The sequence below is a fragment of the Streptomyces sp. NPDC090077 genome (assembly GCF_044747545.1).
GTDB lineage: Bacteria > Actinomycetota > Actinomycetes > Streptomycetales > Streptomycetaceae > Streptomyces.
The window spans coordinates 1-14,446 of record NZ_JBIVEG010000047.1; the positions used below are offsets into that span (position 1 = coordinate 1).

The 14,446-nt window shown below is 67.1% G+C and carries 17 protein-coding genes and 3 pseudogenes; 9 read left to right on the plus strand and 11 right to left on the minus strand.

The genetic code is table 11. The features are described 5' to 3' along the window. Positions 1 to 255: 255 nt before the first annotated feature. A pseudogene (locus ACIPW5_RS37775) lies at positions 256 to 480 on the plus strand (transposase); the annotation flags it as partial. A gap of 404 nt (positions 481 to 884) precedes the next feature. Here the strand turns inward: ACIPW5_RS37775 and ACIPW5_RS37780 are convergent. The 5 genes and pseudogenes from ACIPW5_RS37780 to ACIPW5_RS37800 form a co-directional block, all read right to left on the minus strand. Next, positions 885 to 1,136, minus strand: a pseudogene (locus tag ACIPW5_RS37780) (hypothetical protein); the annotation flags it as partial. A 143-nt stretch (positions 1,137 to 1,279) separates the two neighbouring features. Then, complete coding sequence (locus ACIPW5_RS37785; protein ID WP_401255380.1) at positions 1,280 to 1,696, minus strand: hypothetical protein; 417 nt, start codon at positions 1,694 to 1,696, stop codon at positions 1,280 to 1,282. 26 nt (positions 1,697 to 1,722) lie between these two features. Then, on the minus strand, positions 1,723 to 2,019 hold the full coding sequence (locus ACIPW5_RS37790; protein ID WP_401255383.1) for a hypothetical protein: 297 nt from the start codon (positions 2,017 to 2,019) through the stop codon (positions 1,723 to 1,725). Positions 2,020 to 2,102: 83 nt separating this feature from the next. Further along, positions 2,103 to 3,641, minus strand: a complete 1,539-nt coding sequence (locus ACIPW5_RS37795) for a hypothetical protein (RefSeq protein WP_401255386.1) — start codon at positions 3,639 to 3,641, stop codon at positions 2,103 to 2,105. Beyond that, positions 3,629 to 4,153 carry a hypothetical protein gene (locus ACIPW5_RS37800; protein WP_401255388.1) on the minus strand — a complete coding sequence of 175 codons (525 nt, stop codon included), beginning with the start codon at positions 4,151 to 4,153 and terminating at the stop codon, positions 3,629 to 3,631. The genes ACIPW5_RS37795 and ACIPW5_RS37800 overlap by 13 nt, the downstream gene beginning before the upstream one ends. A gap of 418 nt (positions 4,154 to 4,571) precedes the next feature. On the opposite strand from ACIPW5_RS37800, the gene ACIPW5_RS37805 reads away from it, so the two are divergent. From ACIPW5_RS37805 to ACIPW5_RS37820, 4 genes are all read left to right on the plus strand, one after another. Continuing rightward, positions 4,572 to 5,108 (plus strand): NUDIX hydrolase, encoded by a 537-nt coding sequence (locus ACIPW5_RS37805; RefSeq protein ID WP_401255391.1) that lies wholly within the window; start codon positions 4,572 to 4,574, stop codon positions 5,106 to 5,108. A gap of 678 nt (positions 5,109 to 5,786) precedes the next feature. Next, complete coding sequence (locus ACIPW5_RS37810; RefSeq protein ID WP_401255394.1) at positions 5,787 to 6,989, plus strand: IS110 family transposase; 1,203 nt, start codon at positions 5,787 to 5,789, stop codon at positions 6,987 to 6,989. 129 nt (positions 6,990 to 7,118) lie between these two features. Then, entirely contained in the window at positions 7,119 to 7,658 is a 540-nt protein-coding gene (locus ACIPW5_RS37815; RefSeq protein WP_401255397.1) for a WD40 repeat domain-containing protein, read from the plus strand. A 2-nt stretch (positions 7,659 to 7,660) separates the two neighbouring features. Then, on the plus strand, positions 7,661 to 8,446 hold the full coding sequence (locus ACIPW5_RS37820) for a hypothetical protein (protein ID WP_401255508.1): 786 nt from the start codon (positions 7,661 to 7,663) through the stop codon (positions 8,444 to 8,446). Between the two features lie 364 nt (positions 8,447 to 8,810). Here the strand turns inward: ACIPW5_RS37820 and ACIPW5_RS37825 are convergent, their stop codons facing one another. From ACIPW5_RS37825 to ACIPW5_RS37845, 5 genes and pseudogenes are all read right to left on the minus strand, one after another. Continuing rightward, positions 8,811 to 9,305, minus strand: a complete 495-nt coding sequence (locus ACIPW5_RS37825; RefSeq protein ID WP_401255510.1) for an SUKH-3 domain-containing protein — start codon at positions 9,303 to 9,305, stop codon at positions 8,811 to 8,813. A gap of 372 nt (positions 9,306 to 9,677) precedes the next feature. Then, the gene (locus ACIPW5_RS37830; protein WP_401255400.1) at positions 9,678 to 10,145 is read right to left on the minus strand and encodes a zeta toxin family protein; all 468 of its coding nucleotides are present in this window, start codon (positions 10,143 to 10,145) and stop codon (positions 9,678 to 9,680) included. After that, positions 10,130 to 10,384 (minus strand): zeta toxin family protein, encoded by a 255-nt coding sequence (locus tag ACIPW5_RS37835; protein ID WP_401255402.1) that lies wholly within the window; start codon positions 10,382 to 10,384, stop codon positions 10,130 to 10,132. The genes ACIPW5_RS37830 and ACIPW5_RS37835 overlap by 16 nt, the downstream gene beginning before the upstream one ends. Beyond that, a complete protein-coding gene (locus ACIPW5_RS37840) occupies positions 10,381 to 10,674 on the minus strand; it encodes a hypothetical protein (protein WP_401255405.1) in 294 nt (97 codons plus the stop codon). Before ACIPW5_RS37840 ends, ACIPW5_RS37835 begins: the two co-directional genes overlap by 4 nt. Positions 10,675 to 10,866: 192 nt before the next feature. Then, positions 10,867 to 11,253 (minus strand): annotated as a pseudogene (locus ACIPW5_RS37845) (hypothetical protein); the annotation flags it as partial. 49 nt (positions 11,254 to 11,302) lie between these two features. On the opposite strand from ACIPW5_RS37845, the gene ACIPW5_RS37850 reads away from it, so the two are divergent. The 4 genes from ACIPW5_RS37850 (at position 11,303) to ACIPW5_RS37865 (ending at position 13,993) form a co-directional block, all read left to right on the plus strand. Next, a complete protein-coding gene (locus tag ACIPW5_RS37850) occupies positions 11,303 to 12,193 on the plus strand; it encodes a nucleotide sugar dehydrogenase (protein WP_401255408.1) in 891 nt (296 codons plus the stop codon). Next, positions 12,142 to 12,732, plus strand: coding sequence for a GNAT family N-acetyltransferase (locus ACIPW5_RS37855; protein ID WP_401255411.1), 591 nt, complete (start codon positions 12,142 to 12,144; stop codon positions 12,730 to 12,732). Before ACIPW5_RS37850 ends, ACIPW5_RS37855 begins: the two co-directional genes overlap by 52 nt. Before the next feature lie 44 nt (positions 12,733 to 12,776). Continuing rightward, positions 12,777 to 13,097, plus strand: coding sequence for a hypothetical protein (locus ACIPW5_RS37860; RefSeq protein WP_401255414.1), 321 nt, complete (start codon positions 12,777 to 12,779; stop codon positions 13,095 to 13,097). 524 nt (positions 13,098 to 13,621) lie between these two features. Then, a complete protein-coding gene (locus ACIPW5_RS37865) occupies positions 13,622 to 13,993 on the plus strand; it encodes a hypothetical protein (protein ID WP_401255417.1) in 372 nt (123 codons plus the stop codon). 45 nt (positions 13,994 to 14,038) lie between these two features. Here the strand turns inward: ACIPW5_RS37865 and ACIPW5_RS37870 are convergent, their stop codons facing one another. Beyond that, positions 14,039 to 14,401: a transposase gene (locus tag ACIPW5_RS37870; protein ID WP_401255420.1), complete on the minus strand. Its 363-nt coding sequence runs from the start codon at positions 14,399 to 14,401 to the stop codon at positions 14,039 to 14,041. Positions 14,402 to 14,446: the final 45 nt, after the last annotated feature.

A 14,446-nucleotide genomic window follows, 5' to 3' on the forward strand; every position in this document is an offset into this window, starting at 1 on the left:
CGATTCAGAGTGAGGACAGCCGAAGCGTCAATCGGGGATCGGGTCAGACCCTCGAGCGGTGCCGCCCCATCCTCACAGTCGGGGATCTTGGAGTTCTTCAGTGCGGGAGCATGATCAACGGCCGTGCTCGGGCTGTTCCAGTGGCCCATGCGGTCGTCGAGGTGCTCGTTGTCCCTCCGCCCCCGTTTCGGTGAGCAAGCCCCTTCTCTGACGGCGCAGATCGCGCGGGCGAGCAACCCGGCCGGCATCACGGGGATGTGGGTGAGAGACCGGCTGAAGCGTCCGCGGCGCGACGAGGACTTTGCCGACTGCTACCCGCACGACGGGCGCCCGGGTCTCTCACCCGCTCAGCTGGCCACCGTCTGTGTGCTGCAGTTCCTGCTCGGCCTGTCGGACCGGCAGGCCGCCGAGGCCGTCCGCTGCCGCATCGACTTCGAATACGCGATGGCCATGGAGCGGGACGCCCCCGGGTTCCACCACAGCGTGCCGGCCGACTTCCGAGCTCGTCCCGCCGAAGGGGACCGTGCCGACCGCCTCCTCGACCTCGCGCTCGCCCGCCTCAAGGAGGCCGACCTGGTGCAAGAGCGCACCACCCGGCGCACCGACTCCACCCACGTCATGACCGCGGTCCGCGACCTGACCCGCCTGGAGCTGATCACCGAGGCGGTCCGATCCGCACTCGAGGAGATCGCCGGCATCTCCCCTCACCTGCTGGACGGGCTGGTCGATGAGGACGGGGGGCGCCGCTACGCTCGGCCGGTCCGCCCGGGCAAGAACCCCACCAGGCCCGAGACCCGGATCCTCGCCACCGGCAACGACGCCCTGCGGCTCCTGGAACACCTCTACCGGCACGGAACAGACCGCACGTCCGGCCCGTGCATCCAGGCCATGTCCGGCGTCGTCCACGACGCGAGCTGGGCGACGACCCGTACGTCCGAGTCGGCAGCGAGCGTCTCCACCACATCAGGCGGAAGTCCGGGGCAGGCGGCCAGATTCTCCCGGCGCTCGACATCCGGATGCGCCGCGAAGAGCCGCGCCCACTCCAGGTATCCGGAACGCTCGTCGAGCAAGGCGAGCGCGGCCTGCGGTTGCTCCACGGGATCGACGTCAGCGGCGGTCAGCAGCCCCTTGTGCGCCTGCCCGGACCGTGCTCGAACGCGCGGCGTATTTCGACATCGACGAGTTCCCGGCGGCCGCCGCCACGTCCTGAGCGCTTCACTTGGCGAGACCCGCCAAGTGAAGCGCTCAGTCACAGGGCCGCGTCTGCCGATGCCTTGGTTCAGGGGCGGAATCGTGCCTCGTGCCCCGACACGTAGATCATGAACGGCGTGATCACCGCACCGCTGTCTTCATCCAGCGGGTGGAGTTCCACTCCGCGCTGACGGATTTCCTTGGTCGCCCAGCCCTTGTCCTCTGGAAATCCCTCCTGGATGGCTTGGTTCTGGACTTCGAAGAGATCACGGACTGTTGCCCAGTCTTCGAGGGGTTCGAAGCTGCATGTGCTCGAGGTCTGGTCGACGATGGACAAGCGCAGGATACCGACCGGCTCTCCGCCCACGTACATCTTCCAGCGGGCAGGCTTGGTCTCGGCGGCCTGTGTCTGAATCAATTCCCCCCAAGTCTCGCAGTGTCTCTTCTTTGCTCGTTCCGGCTGGCCAGCACTTGATGACTGCTCGGCAGGAAGGTTCGATTTCACGAGTGCCTATTCTTCGCGCAAAGATTCTAGTACCTGAAGCTCGCTTTCCCGTCGCGGATCTGAATTATCACCGGGCTGATCAGATCTCCCTCGCCGATCGGGGCTAGTTGGAGGTCAAGGCTCCTCACGGCTGAAATCGTCTTCATCATCATTCGGTCATCACTTGCGTCGACGGCAGAAGCCTGGCTTTCGAATAGAGATTCCAGTCCATTCCACTCCGGGCCTGGCCTGAACGCGCATCGAAACCAAGGCTGATCAATCTCGATAAGCTCAAGAATGCCAATTTCCTTAGCCTCTGTCATCAAACGCCACTGCTGACTCACCAGGGACAACCTCCACTGGAGCGTACGAACTGGATGCCAGCGGGCTGGGCTCAAGGACTTGCATGAGCCCAGCCCACCCCGACCTACAGTGAGGAGAAGTTGGATATGTCCTCCAGAACCTGCTCGAATGCTGTATCAGCCGGGCAGTGCTTCACCGCAGTCTCAGCGCCCACCTTAAATTTGACCAGGATCTCCCTGTCGCGGAAGGATGCATCCTTTGCGAAATCGTAGTACCCGTGTGAGTGAGTCGGGAGGTGGGCGGCTGCATCGAGCATCTCTGAATCCACGCGACTGAGGTCGATAGCGACCGTTCCGTTGACGTCACCCCCGTACTTGGAGTAGGAGATATCCGGATCCCTTGTTAGGGAGATCCACGGCGAGTCGTTATCTTGTACTACGCGTTGCCACGCCTGGACTTCGTGGTTGATGCCCGGTGTGACGAGGCCATTTGACGGAACCTCACCAGGCCTCAGTCTGCGGATCACATACCCTCGCAGTGGTGCATATGCGTGCACTACTGTGCGTGGTGCCCACATACCGCGAAGCCACTGGAATGCGGGGCCGATGAAGCTGCTGTTGCCTCCCCCGGCCGCGCCGAGAAGGAGATCACAAGGGTCGGTCGGGCGGCAGTTGACTCCGTTGACTGCATATGAGGGGCCCGCGCCCACCGTAGCGTTTACAGCTGTGGATGTCGCGAGTGCCCGTCCACCGGTCAGGCCGAGTGATCGGGCTGCGAGGCTGCCTGTGCCGGGCATAAGGAGGCCGGCGAGGCCCCCGACCAGGGCGCCCTTCCCCACTGCCTTGCCGAATCCTCCGGCGGTGAAGCCGCCGTTGCGGTGTTGCCAGCTGTAGACGCCGCCTTCGACCACCGCTCCGAACGCTGCGCCGATGCCGGCGCTCACGCAGAGGGGGCATGCTCCGCCTGGGGCCGACTGGTTGACGGGGTCATTGATCGTGTCGTTGTAGCCGAAGGAGCTGCGCTGCTGGGTTCCACCGCCGGCGGTGCCTATGACGTTGCCCCAGGTGCCCTGGCTGTACGTGTAGGTGTCGACGTTGTTGAGGTCACGGACTGCCGTGATGGAGTTCTGGCGGTCGTGGAGGTAGTAGAAGCTCGAGGTGCTCGCGTCGAGGGACTGGGGCTCGCCGAGAGGGCCGTAGTGGTAGCTGCTGAGCAGGGCGTCAGTGGCGCTCAGGTCGGTGGCGGCCCGGGAGATGCTGGCGTTCACATCCCACTGGGTGGAGCGTTGGAGGGTGCCGTTCTTCTTGGCGGCGGTGCGGTTGCCGTCGGCGTCGTAGGTGAAGTCGATGCTCGCGCCACCAGTGGTGGAGCGAACCATCTGGTCCGCGGCGTCGTAGGTACCGGTTGTGGTCGTGGAACCCGACGTGGCTGTCGGGCGGTTGCCGGCCTTGTCGTAGGTTTCCCGTTCGCCGGTTGTGCCTGGCAGGCAGGAGACGTTGACGGTGCTGTCGCTGCAGACGCGGGCAACCCGGCCGGCGTCGTCGTACTCATAGCGCTTGGGATAGCCGGTGGTCGTTGTGTCCTTGTAGGTCTCGGTGGTGACGCGTCCGGATGCGTCGCGGGCGAGCTGGCGGGCCCCGGGGCCTTCGCTCATGGAGGCCATGCGGCCGGCCTGGTCGTACGTCCGGGTTTCTGTGGTGGCCGGGGTGGTGGGCGCGGCCGTGGTGAGGAGGTTGCCCGCTTGGTCCCAGCCGTAGGTCGTTGTTCGCCCATTCTGCGTCTGGCCTGCCATGCGGCCGGGTCGTCTCCGATGAAGAAGATCTTGCGGTCCGGATCTGTGGCGCGCAGCACCTCGATGGACTGCTTGAGGATCTCCGGCTTCGTGTCCATGAAGGCGGCCTTGTCGCGGTTGTCGCGCACCCACAGCAGTGTGTACTTCAACGCCGGCGCGTCTGCGTCGTCCGACCTGCTGGCTTGCATGACCCGCTCGACCGCGGCCCGCGCCCGAGTTTCGCGGTTCTCGCCGAACTCTCCCCGCTGCCACTCGTACATTCGGAGGTTCTTGCGGTCCAGTTCTCCGCCGACGTAGGAGGGCTCATACGCAGGGTCGCGTAACGTCCGGTCCTTGACCTGCTGGAAAAATTCTGGGCCAGCAGAGGCCACCTGTTCCTTCACGCGGCGGGATGGTCCATCGAAAACCTCCTCAAGAGCGGACCACGGCCATTTTCTCCCGACCTGCGAAGTCTTCCGATGGGATTCCCTGGCCGGTGGCGGAGATTTCGGAGACCCGCAGGTCCTCATAATGGACCTCGGCGGCGCGGAATATATCTGGGGGCGGAGAATTCGCGGGTTCGTTGGTGTCCGACGTGTCACACTCCTTGCTCACGAGGGGGCTTGCGTAATGGGTGGGCCTCTCTCGGGGGCGAGGGCCACCCTGATTCGCTTCGGTTTGTGTCAACTGTCGCTTTGTGAAGTTACGGTCGTCCAACCCTGTTACCCTCAAAGCGAGTTGGCATATCGCACACCGTGCCGAAGTGCCATTCCTGTAGGCTGAAAGAAGGGAGGTTCGGTGTCAAAACCGTCAAAAACCATAGTGTCGGCCATAGTCGAGCAGAACGGCTGCCTGCTGATGGTGCGCGAGCGTCTGGCCGGAGAGAGCGAACAGTGGGTTTTCCCCGGCGGCGTGGCCGAGGTGGGGGAGCTGGCGCATGATGCCGTCGCCCGGGAGGTCTACGAGGAAACCGGCCTCACGCTGACAGGGCCGACGAGCCTGGTCTGCGTCTCGCAGCACGTGGTCACCGGCGATCCGGCCTGGGATGGCACGTGGAGCGTTTTCACCTTCCTTGCGGGAAGTGTGCAGGGGACGCTGGGCCCCCGGGATCCTGATGAACTGGTCCGAGAGGCCGCATGGGTCCCCTTCGGCGAGGCTGTAGCCCGAGTGGCCGCGCACCCCTCCCGCCGGCGCGCCGAGCCGCTCCTCGCCTACCTGCACGGCACAGCGCCCCCTGGCGCGCTTTGGCTGTGGTCCGGCGGGCCACAGGACCCACCGGTCGTCATTCCTGCTGCGGCTTCTGCCGCCAGGCCTGCGCCCCGGCAGCAGAAGCCGAGCGTTCATGCATCCCCCCGCTGACGAAAGGAGACCGAAACCATGTCATCCTTCCCGACCGTCCCCTCTCAGCCCGCCACCTCCCGACTTCAGTGCGAGGTCGTTGGGGCGTAGCTGCGAGAGGGTTCTCCGTAACGTTTCACGCGCGACCTGTCCGATGACGGGTACGCGCACCTCGCCTACGAACATGGAGCGACCCGGCGTTCTCGGACCGCGCGCCGAAGACGTTGTGTGGAGCCGCTTGTGGAAGGCGGCGGAACACTTGCCCTCCGAGGCGGCCCCGACCACCCGGCCCGCTCAGGAATCGAGCTACCGCCGCCTTGAGGTGCACGGTGGCGCCCCGTTACAGCGAACGGTGCTTTGGGGACAAGCAGCCGCTGCCGGCGTCGGTGAGCTCCTGGACTCGCTGATCGCCCAGATCAGCGGCATCCCCTCGACGGCAGTCACCAACAGTCTTCCCCCCCCGTTACCGTCTTCGTGGCTCCGCAATGGGGCTACCGGCCTTCGGGTCCGGCATGACTTCCCCCCCCTTGTTGTTCATGATCCGGGGGGTGGTGTCACCGGGCCCGGAGGCATCGACGGACCGCTGATGAGGGGCTTGAGCACCGGCTTCACCCGAGCCGGAAGAGCTCTCCGTAACGTGGATGTGGCAGCTCGGTGCCGAGGCAAGGCCGGACGAAAGCGTGATGGAGGGGCCTGCACGTGATCGACACCGGCGATATCGACGTCTTCCTCGGCCTGGACGTCGGCAAGGGCGAACACCACGCCACCGCCGTCACACCGACCGGGAAGAAGGCATTCGACAAGCGCCTGCCCAACACCGAACCCAAGCTCCGCGAGCTGTTCGCGAAACTCCAGGCCAAGCACGGAATGGTGCTGGTCGTGGTCGACCAGCCGGCCTCGATCGGCGCCCTGCCGCTGGCGGTCGCCCGGGGCATGGGTTGCCCGGTCGCCTACCTGCCGGGCCTGACGATGCGGCGGATCGCCGACCTCTACCCCGGCGAGGCCAAAACGGATGCGAGGGACGCCTTCATCATCGCCGACGCCGCCCGCGCGATGCCGCACACGCTGCGGGCGATCGACGGCGAGGACGAGACGATCGCCGAGCTGGAGATGATCGTCGGGTTCGACGACGACCTGGCCGGCGAAGCCACCAGGGCCGCGAACCGGCTCCATGGCCTGCTGACGCAGATCCATCCGTCGCTGGAGCGGGTGCTGGGGCCGCGATTGCAGCACCCGGCCGTCCTGGCCCTGCTGGAACGGTTCGGCTCCCCGGCCCAGATACGCAAGGCAGGCCGTCGACGGCTGGTCACCCTGCTACGGCCCAAGGCGCCGAGGATGGCTGAGCGGCTCGTGGAGGAGATCTTCGCCGCGCTGGACGAACAGACCGTCACCGTCCCGGGCACCGAGGCGGCCGCGCTGATCGTCCCAAGCCTGGCCGCCTCGCTGACGGCCGTGCTCGATCAGCGGAAGCTGCTGGCCGGACGGATCGAGGAACTCCTGGACGCCCACCCTCTTTCGAAGGTCCTGACCTCGATGCCTGGAGTCGGAGTCAGGACCGGAGCCCGCATCCTGATCGAGGTCGGCGACGGCAGCACCTTCCCGACCGCCTGCCACCTCGCCGCCTACGCCGGACTCGCCCCCGCGACCCGGAGTTCGGGCTCATCGATCCGCGGCGAACAGCCCTCCCGAAGGGGCAACAAGCAGCTCAAACGGGCCTTCTTCCTCTCCGCGTTCGCCGCCCTGGGCGACCCGGCCTCCCGGGCCTACTACGACAAGAAGGTCAGCCAGGGCAAACACCACACGCAGGCACTGCTCTGCCTCGCCAGACGCCGGGCCGACGTCCTCTTCGCCATGCTCCGCGACGGAACCTTCTACGAACCCCGGCCAGCCTCAGCCGGCTGATCTTCAGCGGCCTCGCCGCACACAGGGCAGTCCCGCTCGTCGACCGAGTCCATCACGACCGGATGACCGCAGAAGTCGCACGGCCGCATGCTCTCGCCTGCCGACTCTCGAACAGGCACGTCATCACTCATGACAGCCACACTGCCACCCGATCACCTTGACCAAAGACTTAGGGGCACCCCCCCGCTGACACACCGGCGCCAGGCCACGGCGGAGGACGGTCTGCCGGGGCAGGAGGCCGCCGCTGCCTTCGGGACGGTCGGCGGGCAGCCGGCGTTCGCGCCGGCCCGCAGCGGCGGCGGATTCGGCGTCTTCTCGGTCGACCCCCTAAAACTGCTGGGAGAGACCGCCGAAGCGGGACAGCCCATCCGAGCCCTGGCACTGCGAGCGGATGGCGAGCGCGACCTCCTGCTGACGGGCGGCGACGACAACACCCTGTGGGCCTGGGACTTGACGGGCGACGAGGGGCTGCCGCACGCGCGAGGAGGCCACGGCGCTGTCCGTGCGGTCGCGACAAGCAGCGTCCTGAACGACGACGAATTGCTTTACTCGGGCGGCGACGACGGCAACGTCTGCGGCTGGGGTGGCCGGGATGGAGCCGAACTTGGCGCCCTGACCGGGCACGACCAAGCGGTCAATGCGCTGGCACCGTCCGCGTCAGCGGCCTGAACCTGCTCGTCTCCGGCGGAGATGACGGGACGGTGCGGATCTGGAACACCGATACGGGTAAGAGGCTGCGCACCTTCGCTCCGAAGCTGAAGTGGGTCAACACCGGGGCTATCACCGACGCCCACGGCCGGGGGCTGGTGGCCGCAGCAGGCTCCGACCACATGGTCAGGGTATGGGACATCACCACCGGCGCCCCGACTCAGGCCCTGTCTGGCCACAGCGCGGCCGTGACCGGACTGGCCTTCCTTCACCTGGAGGACCGAGCTGTCCTGGCCTCATGCTCCTACGACGGCACGATCAAGACCTGGGACGTCGAGGCCGGGCGCGTCCTGCACTCATGGCCTGCCCAGGACGACTGGCCGACGGCCCTGGCAGCAGCCTCTGCGGCAGAGGGAACCGTCCTTGTCTCCGAGGGCGCGACCGGTGCAGTACGCGTATGGGACTCGCACGGCACACCACGACAGGTGCTGGCGGCGTATCGCGGACGGGTCCATGCGCTCGCGCTGACCACGTCCAGGGACACGACGACGGCAGCCGTGGGAGGCCTTGATGGCTCCCTCACGCTCTGGGATGTCGAGAGTCCTACCTCGACCAGCGATGGCAAGAGGGCTGCACCAACGCCTGGAAACCATGGGAGGAGTTCAAGGAGCAGGGCTACCCGGACGGCTATGGCAACGTTCGCGCCTACGTCAGCCGGAATCTACGCGGCAAACCCCAGCCAGTCGGCCCCCGGCCGCCATCCGCCCGCACCGTCACCCGCTGGACCCTCACCCGTCCCGAAGCGTTGACCGAGAGCGACAGGATCCAGCTCAAGGACGTACTGGCGAACTGCCCCGAACTGGACGCACTCGCCGGACACGTCCGCTCCTTCGCCCACATGCTCACCCAGTTACAGGGACACCAGCTGCCTGCGTGGATCGAAGCCGCGACCACCTCCGAACTGCCCAGCCTCCAGTGATTCGCCCGGCACCTGGAGCGCGACCTGGACGCCGTCACCGCCGGACTCTCGCAGCAGTGGAACTCCGGAGTCGTCGAGGGCCACGTCAACCGGATCACGAGGCTGAAGCGCCAGATGTTCGGCCGCGCAGGCTTCGAACTCCTCCGTACACGCGTCCTGCTCGCCAGGTGACCTTGCTTTCACGCCCGATCCGGCTACTGGTGTCCCTGGTCGATCCTGCGGGGCATCACGCCGAGGATCAGATTCTCAAGGGCGTGCGGCATTGACCCGAAGCTGGCTACCCACGTCTCGACAAGGTAGATCTCACTGCGTTCGTCGATACCGAGAAAGAATCGGCCGTGATCGAGCTCACCGAGCGGAAAGAGCTCTCTCCCCAACTCGTCGCTCCACTCAGAGAACCGGTCCTCCTCTCCCCACGCCAGCTCTGGGTCCAGTTCGAACGGTTCGCGAGCACGGCTGATTCCCGGGCCGCCGATGCTCACCGTTAGCCCTCCGAACTCCCGCAGGAACGTCTCCGCAGCGTCGTGCATGACGATGCCGGCTCCTTCGAACATGGACCGCCAGCCAGTCGTGTCCACCCGCCTGCCAGCCGTCCATCCCGAAGCCCCGAGGACCTCAAGCACCTCCGGCGACCATTCGCCCACGACAAACCCTCCGTAGTTGCCGGACTGCCATGAAAGATCATCCATGTTCACGGCTGGAAGCGTAGGGAGAGCCACTGACAGTCCGCAGGTCGCTTGAACTGGCTACGTAGGTTGCTTCTCTCCTGCCTGGTAGCTGCCAGAGCTCCAGAGGCAAGCGGGCTACCGAGCGCGGCATCGCGGCCGACCCTCGTGCCGCGGAGGCGGTCCGCGACCGCGTCAGCGCTCACGAGAGCGACCGCCGCCACGTCCTCGTACAGCTCCACACCGCCTACGGCCTGAGTCTCTGAGCCGCTGATCCCTCGGCACGGCCCGCCGCCTGAGGGGGCTTGGCCATGACGACTTCCGGGGGAGTCATTCGTCGAGAAGTTTGGGAGGCGTGTGGAGCGGGCCGGTTGATCAACATCGATGAGTCCTCACTCATCGACATAGCCAGGGGCTGGGGGCTCGGGCAGATGTCTTCGATGGCGATTTCACCAGGCCGGGCCGGTGGCCTGGAGACGTGTCGGCGGTGCGCCGTGCGCAACGCTTGGGACAGGCTGGCCCCGGCAGCCGGCCACGAGCAGCGCTCCGGCGCACCTGGCCGGCGGGGTCGATCTTCCGGCCCTGGCCGAAGGCGTCGACCTGCTGGAGATCGCGGTCCAGGGCGCCCAAGGAGCTCTCCGAGTCGTGGACGGCGACCACGGGGACCTCGATCCAGTAGTTCGCCGCCCACAGCCTGGCGGCGGGCTCCTCGAAGTCGCGAGGGTCGCGCATCGCCGACTCCATGATGATGTCGAAGCGTTGCTCGATGGCGTATGCCTCGGACTTCTCCATCCACTTGTTGCCGTCGATGCTCGTGTAGGCGCCGGCGGTGGCGTCGTCCGCCGCCATCAGCTCGTCGAACATCGGGTGGTGCGGCTTGCAGGGTCCAGGTTGATGTTGACGGCTTCCCCCCGGGCCGCCAGCGCCCTGGTCACTGCGGAGGTGATCGCGGTCTTGCCTGCCCCGGTCTGCCCCGACACGATGACGGCGATGGGCCGCTGCTGCGGCGTACCGACCAGCTGCTGTGGGATGACCCGCTCGCGGAAGATCCGCTCGTTCTCGGCCTCGGACAGGACGTAGCGGGTGCGGTCGACCTCCGTCACCGGGCGTTCCGCAGCTGCGCCAGCTTCTGTGCCGCCTCGGTGGTGACCGCGTCCACCGCTGCCCTGTCATTCGGGGTGAGGGTCTTCCGCCGGGCGGCCCATTCGCCCTGCTCGGCTGCCAGCTCACCGGCGCGCGCGGCATCGCCCGCCTTCTCGGCCCGGCCGATCAGTCCGGAGTAGGCACCCACCACGTGGTTGATCCCTTCCAGGGCAACCTCGTACGCCGTGCCGTCCTCAGCTGACCATGAGGCCTGCTCCACACCGGCAAGTACCGCGTTCTGATCCTTCATCATGCTCTCCTGTCCCATCGGTCGTACGGGCCGCAGTCATCAACCACCGGGGGCGAACAGCCAGCCCCACTCTGCCAGAGTCCGCCCGCTGTCTGGTCAGTCCGGCGGCACCGGCTCCACGGCCGGCACGGTGATGGTGGCGGTGGTGTCGAGGAAGCGGAGCGCGTGGGTCACGACCGGCAGCTCAAGCTCCTGGTCGGGGTCCACGGCGGGGTGGGTGAAGCGCACCGGCTTGCCCAGGGCCCGCGCGTAGCGGATCTCGGAGGTCGTGGACTCACCGACGTAGTCGCCGACGACGAGGACCTCGTCGGCGAGCCGGATCTTGGCCTGGTGCAGGTCGTCGAGGTCGTGCTTGAGCTCCTCGGCCTGGGCCGGGTCGGCCCACAACAGGTGCGGCCCCTTCAAGTCACAGCCCGGCTTGACCACGATCCGGCCGGCGACGGTCTCCCGAACGTCGGCCTCCACCATCTCGGCCATGAACCGGGTGGAGCCGCAGATCGCGACGATGACCGGCAGGCCGAGGTCGCGCTTGGCGGACGCGAGGCGCTGCTCGGGGGTGAGTAATGGGGTGTACGGCATGGGTTCTTCTCCTTGAGGCTGGGGTCAGTCGAGGGGCTCGGCGGCGTACGTGCCGTCGCCGAGTCCCGCCGGTACGCCCTACCCGAGCCACGCCGTGGGGGACACCCTGTGCCCGGACCGCATCATCGCCGGCCTGACCACCGCCGAGGCCGAGAAAGCGATCCGCGCCGTCTACGCCCCCATCCTCGACGCCGGCGTCCCGATCTTCGTCACCGACCCCGCGACCGCCGAACTCGCCAAGGGCGCGGCGAACACCTTCCTCGGCCTGAAGATCAGCTACATCAACGCCGTCGCCGACATGTGCCAGGCCGCCGGCGGCGACGTCTCCCAGATCGTCGACATCCTCGGCATCGACCCGCGCATCGGAAGTGGCGGCATGCGCCCCGGCATCGGCTACGGCGGCGGCTGCCTCCCCAAGGACGTCCGCGCCTTCACCGCCTCCGCCCGCCAGCTCGGCGCCGACAAAGCCGCCACCCTCCTGCGCGCCGCCGAAGAGATCAACGAGTCCCGCACCGACACCGCCATGGACCTCATCACCGGCGCCCTGGCGGGCCGGCCCCTCACGGGCGCCCGCGTCACGGTGTGGGGAGCGGCGTTCAAGCCCGGCACCAACGACGTCCGCGAATCCCCCGCCCTCGCCCTGGCCCACACCCTCCAGCAGGCCGGCGCCACCGTCACCGTCCACGACCCCCAGGCCGTGACCACCGCCATGACCCGCAACCCCGAACTCGACTACACCGACAGCCTCATGCTGTCCCTCGACGGAGCCGACCTCGTCGTCCTCGTCACCGAGTGGCCCGAATACCAGCAGGCCGACCCCGGGGCCCTCGCCTACCTCCCCACCGAGCCCCTCATCGTCGACTGCCGCACCACCCTCGACCCCGAACCGTGGCGCACGGCCGGCTGGACCATCCACCAGCTCGGACGCCCCGGAAAGTAGACGAACCCTCGACGGCAGAAGCCCGCCGCCCGAGCTCATTCGCCCTGGAAGACAGGAGACCACCCGCTGCGGACCATAGCGATGTACTGCTTCGCCGGGCCGTCGACACCGACGCGCACGCCGCGGCCGAGGTCTGGCTGCGCTCCTTTGCCCAGGCGCTGCCGACCGTACGCTGCGCCCACAGCGACCACGAGATCCGCGACTGGTTCGCCAAGGTGCTCGTGCCCCAGCAGGAGACCTGGGTGGCGGTCGCCGAGAACACCGTGGTCGGTGTGATGGTCCTCAAGGGCGAGGAACTGAAGCAGCTCTACCTCGACCCTGCCTGGCGCGGGCAAGGTCTCGGCGACCGGTTCACGGCGCTGGCCAAGCGGCAGCAGCCGGACGGGCTGACGCTGTGGACGTTCCAGGCCAATACCTCGGCGCAGGGGTTCTACGAACGGCACGGCTTCACCGCGGTCGAACAGACCGACGGCCAGCGTAACGACGAACACGAACCCGACACCCGCTACACCTGGCAACCCACCGGCCACCCGTCGTAGAGAAAACCCCAGCTAGGACAGTCATTGTCCATCCCCAGGTCCCCGTGCCCGATACCGCCGTCTCCGATGCCGAGGTCGAGGCTGCCGTCCGGCTCGCCGAGACCCTCGCCAGCAGCGACCTGTCCCAGATGCATGACGAGTACCGGGACGCGCTGGAGCAGGTCATCGCCGCGAAGAGCGGCACCGGCACCCTGCCCGCGACCGCCGAGAAGGCACCGGCCTCTGCGGAGGTCGTCGACCTCATGGCGATGCTGGAGAAGTCGGTCCAGGACGCGAAGTCCACCTGCGGCGAGCCCGCGTACCCGGCCCCGACGTTTGACGCTTGGAGCTGGGTATGCGGCGTCGGTCAGCTGGCGGTCTGGTAGGCCGTCACGTCATCGCCGGACTTGGAGATCGCGATGCCGGTGAAGGCATTGGCTAGGACGTCCAGCGGCCGTCGCGGCGGCATTCGTAACGCCACACCGCGTCGAGGTAGCCCTCCTCTTCCAGGGAACCGCGCTGTGCCTGTCAGCGGCTCCGTGGCCAGGAGTACCGCACGGTTCAAATGACGCTCCCCGCCAGCTGGTGCCCATTCCGGGCAACTTACCGGCGTGCGGGTGACCGCGCAGCTCCTGGCGGAGTCCGAGTACCAGCTGGGGTAGTCCCGGAGGAACCCGTCGAGGAGTGGGAGACCGTCACCGTCGACATCACGGACGCGCACGGCGAGCAGACGTATGCACAGCTGCGACGAGATCAGCTCTGACACACGAGGTGTCGGCAACCACCGACATTTCGGGGCTCTGGCACAGATCTTGTGGCGGTTAACCGTGTGTGTGCCTCAGCCATGATGTCTGTCACGAGAACACAGCCGGCACTTCGTGGTTGAGCTTCACCAAGCGAAGATCGCTCCATGGACCACGTCATAGACCTCGACCAAGCTGCCGCCATGATCACCGCACGCATTCCCGCCTGGACTGCGTCCGGACTCATCCCAAGACCGATCACGTGGCGGGACGAAGCCTCGCCTTGGCCTCCGCGACTGGAGACCGATCGGGCCCTCGTCGCCGACCCGGATTCGATCGGCGTACGCGTCCTGGGCGCCGATGGTTGGACCGAGCTGCACCTTGTCCTGTTCCGAGGCGGCTGGGCAGACCTCGATGCACTGACCGACGACGAGGTCACCACCGAATGCCCGCAGATCGCCACCCCGGAGGAGTTCAGCAGCCTCCTCGACTCCTCCGTCACGCGATTCCTGGGCACCTTGGGGAGTCCGGCGTCCTGACACGAGATCGTGTGAGGCACGGATGGCCTCGTGACGGCCCACAGATCAAAGGGCGTGGAGAACCCGGATGCGCAGGAGGTCAAAGTTTGCTCGGCCGAGCATCTGCCGCTTCAGCATCTTGATCTTGTTGACGGTGCCCTCCACTGCGCCGGAGCTGTGGGGCAACGTGAGCCCGGCGGAGACTGCTGCGTGGTCGTGTCGCAGGCCGCGGGCGAAGGAACAGAGGTCGGGCAGCTGGTCTGCCGTGGCTGCGGCGATCCAGTCGTCGAGTCGGTGTCCTTCCGGGTTGGTCATCATCTGGGCGAAGTCCCGGACGTGCCCGACGAGGGCGCGGAGCTCGGGGCATTCCTCAAGAGCTGCCTTGAGGCGGACAGGGTCGTCTGGGGCCACGCTGTCAGGGTGGGACATGATCCAGGTGGTCAGATGGCAGGGCTTCGGTGGCGGGGCCGGGGC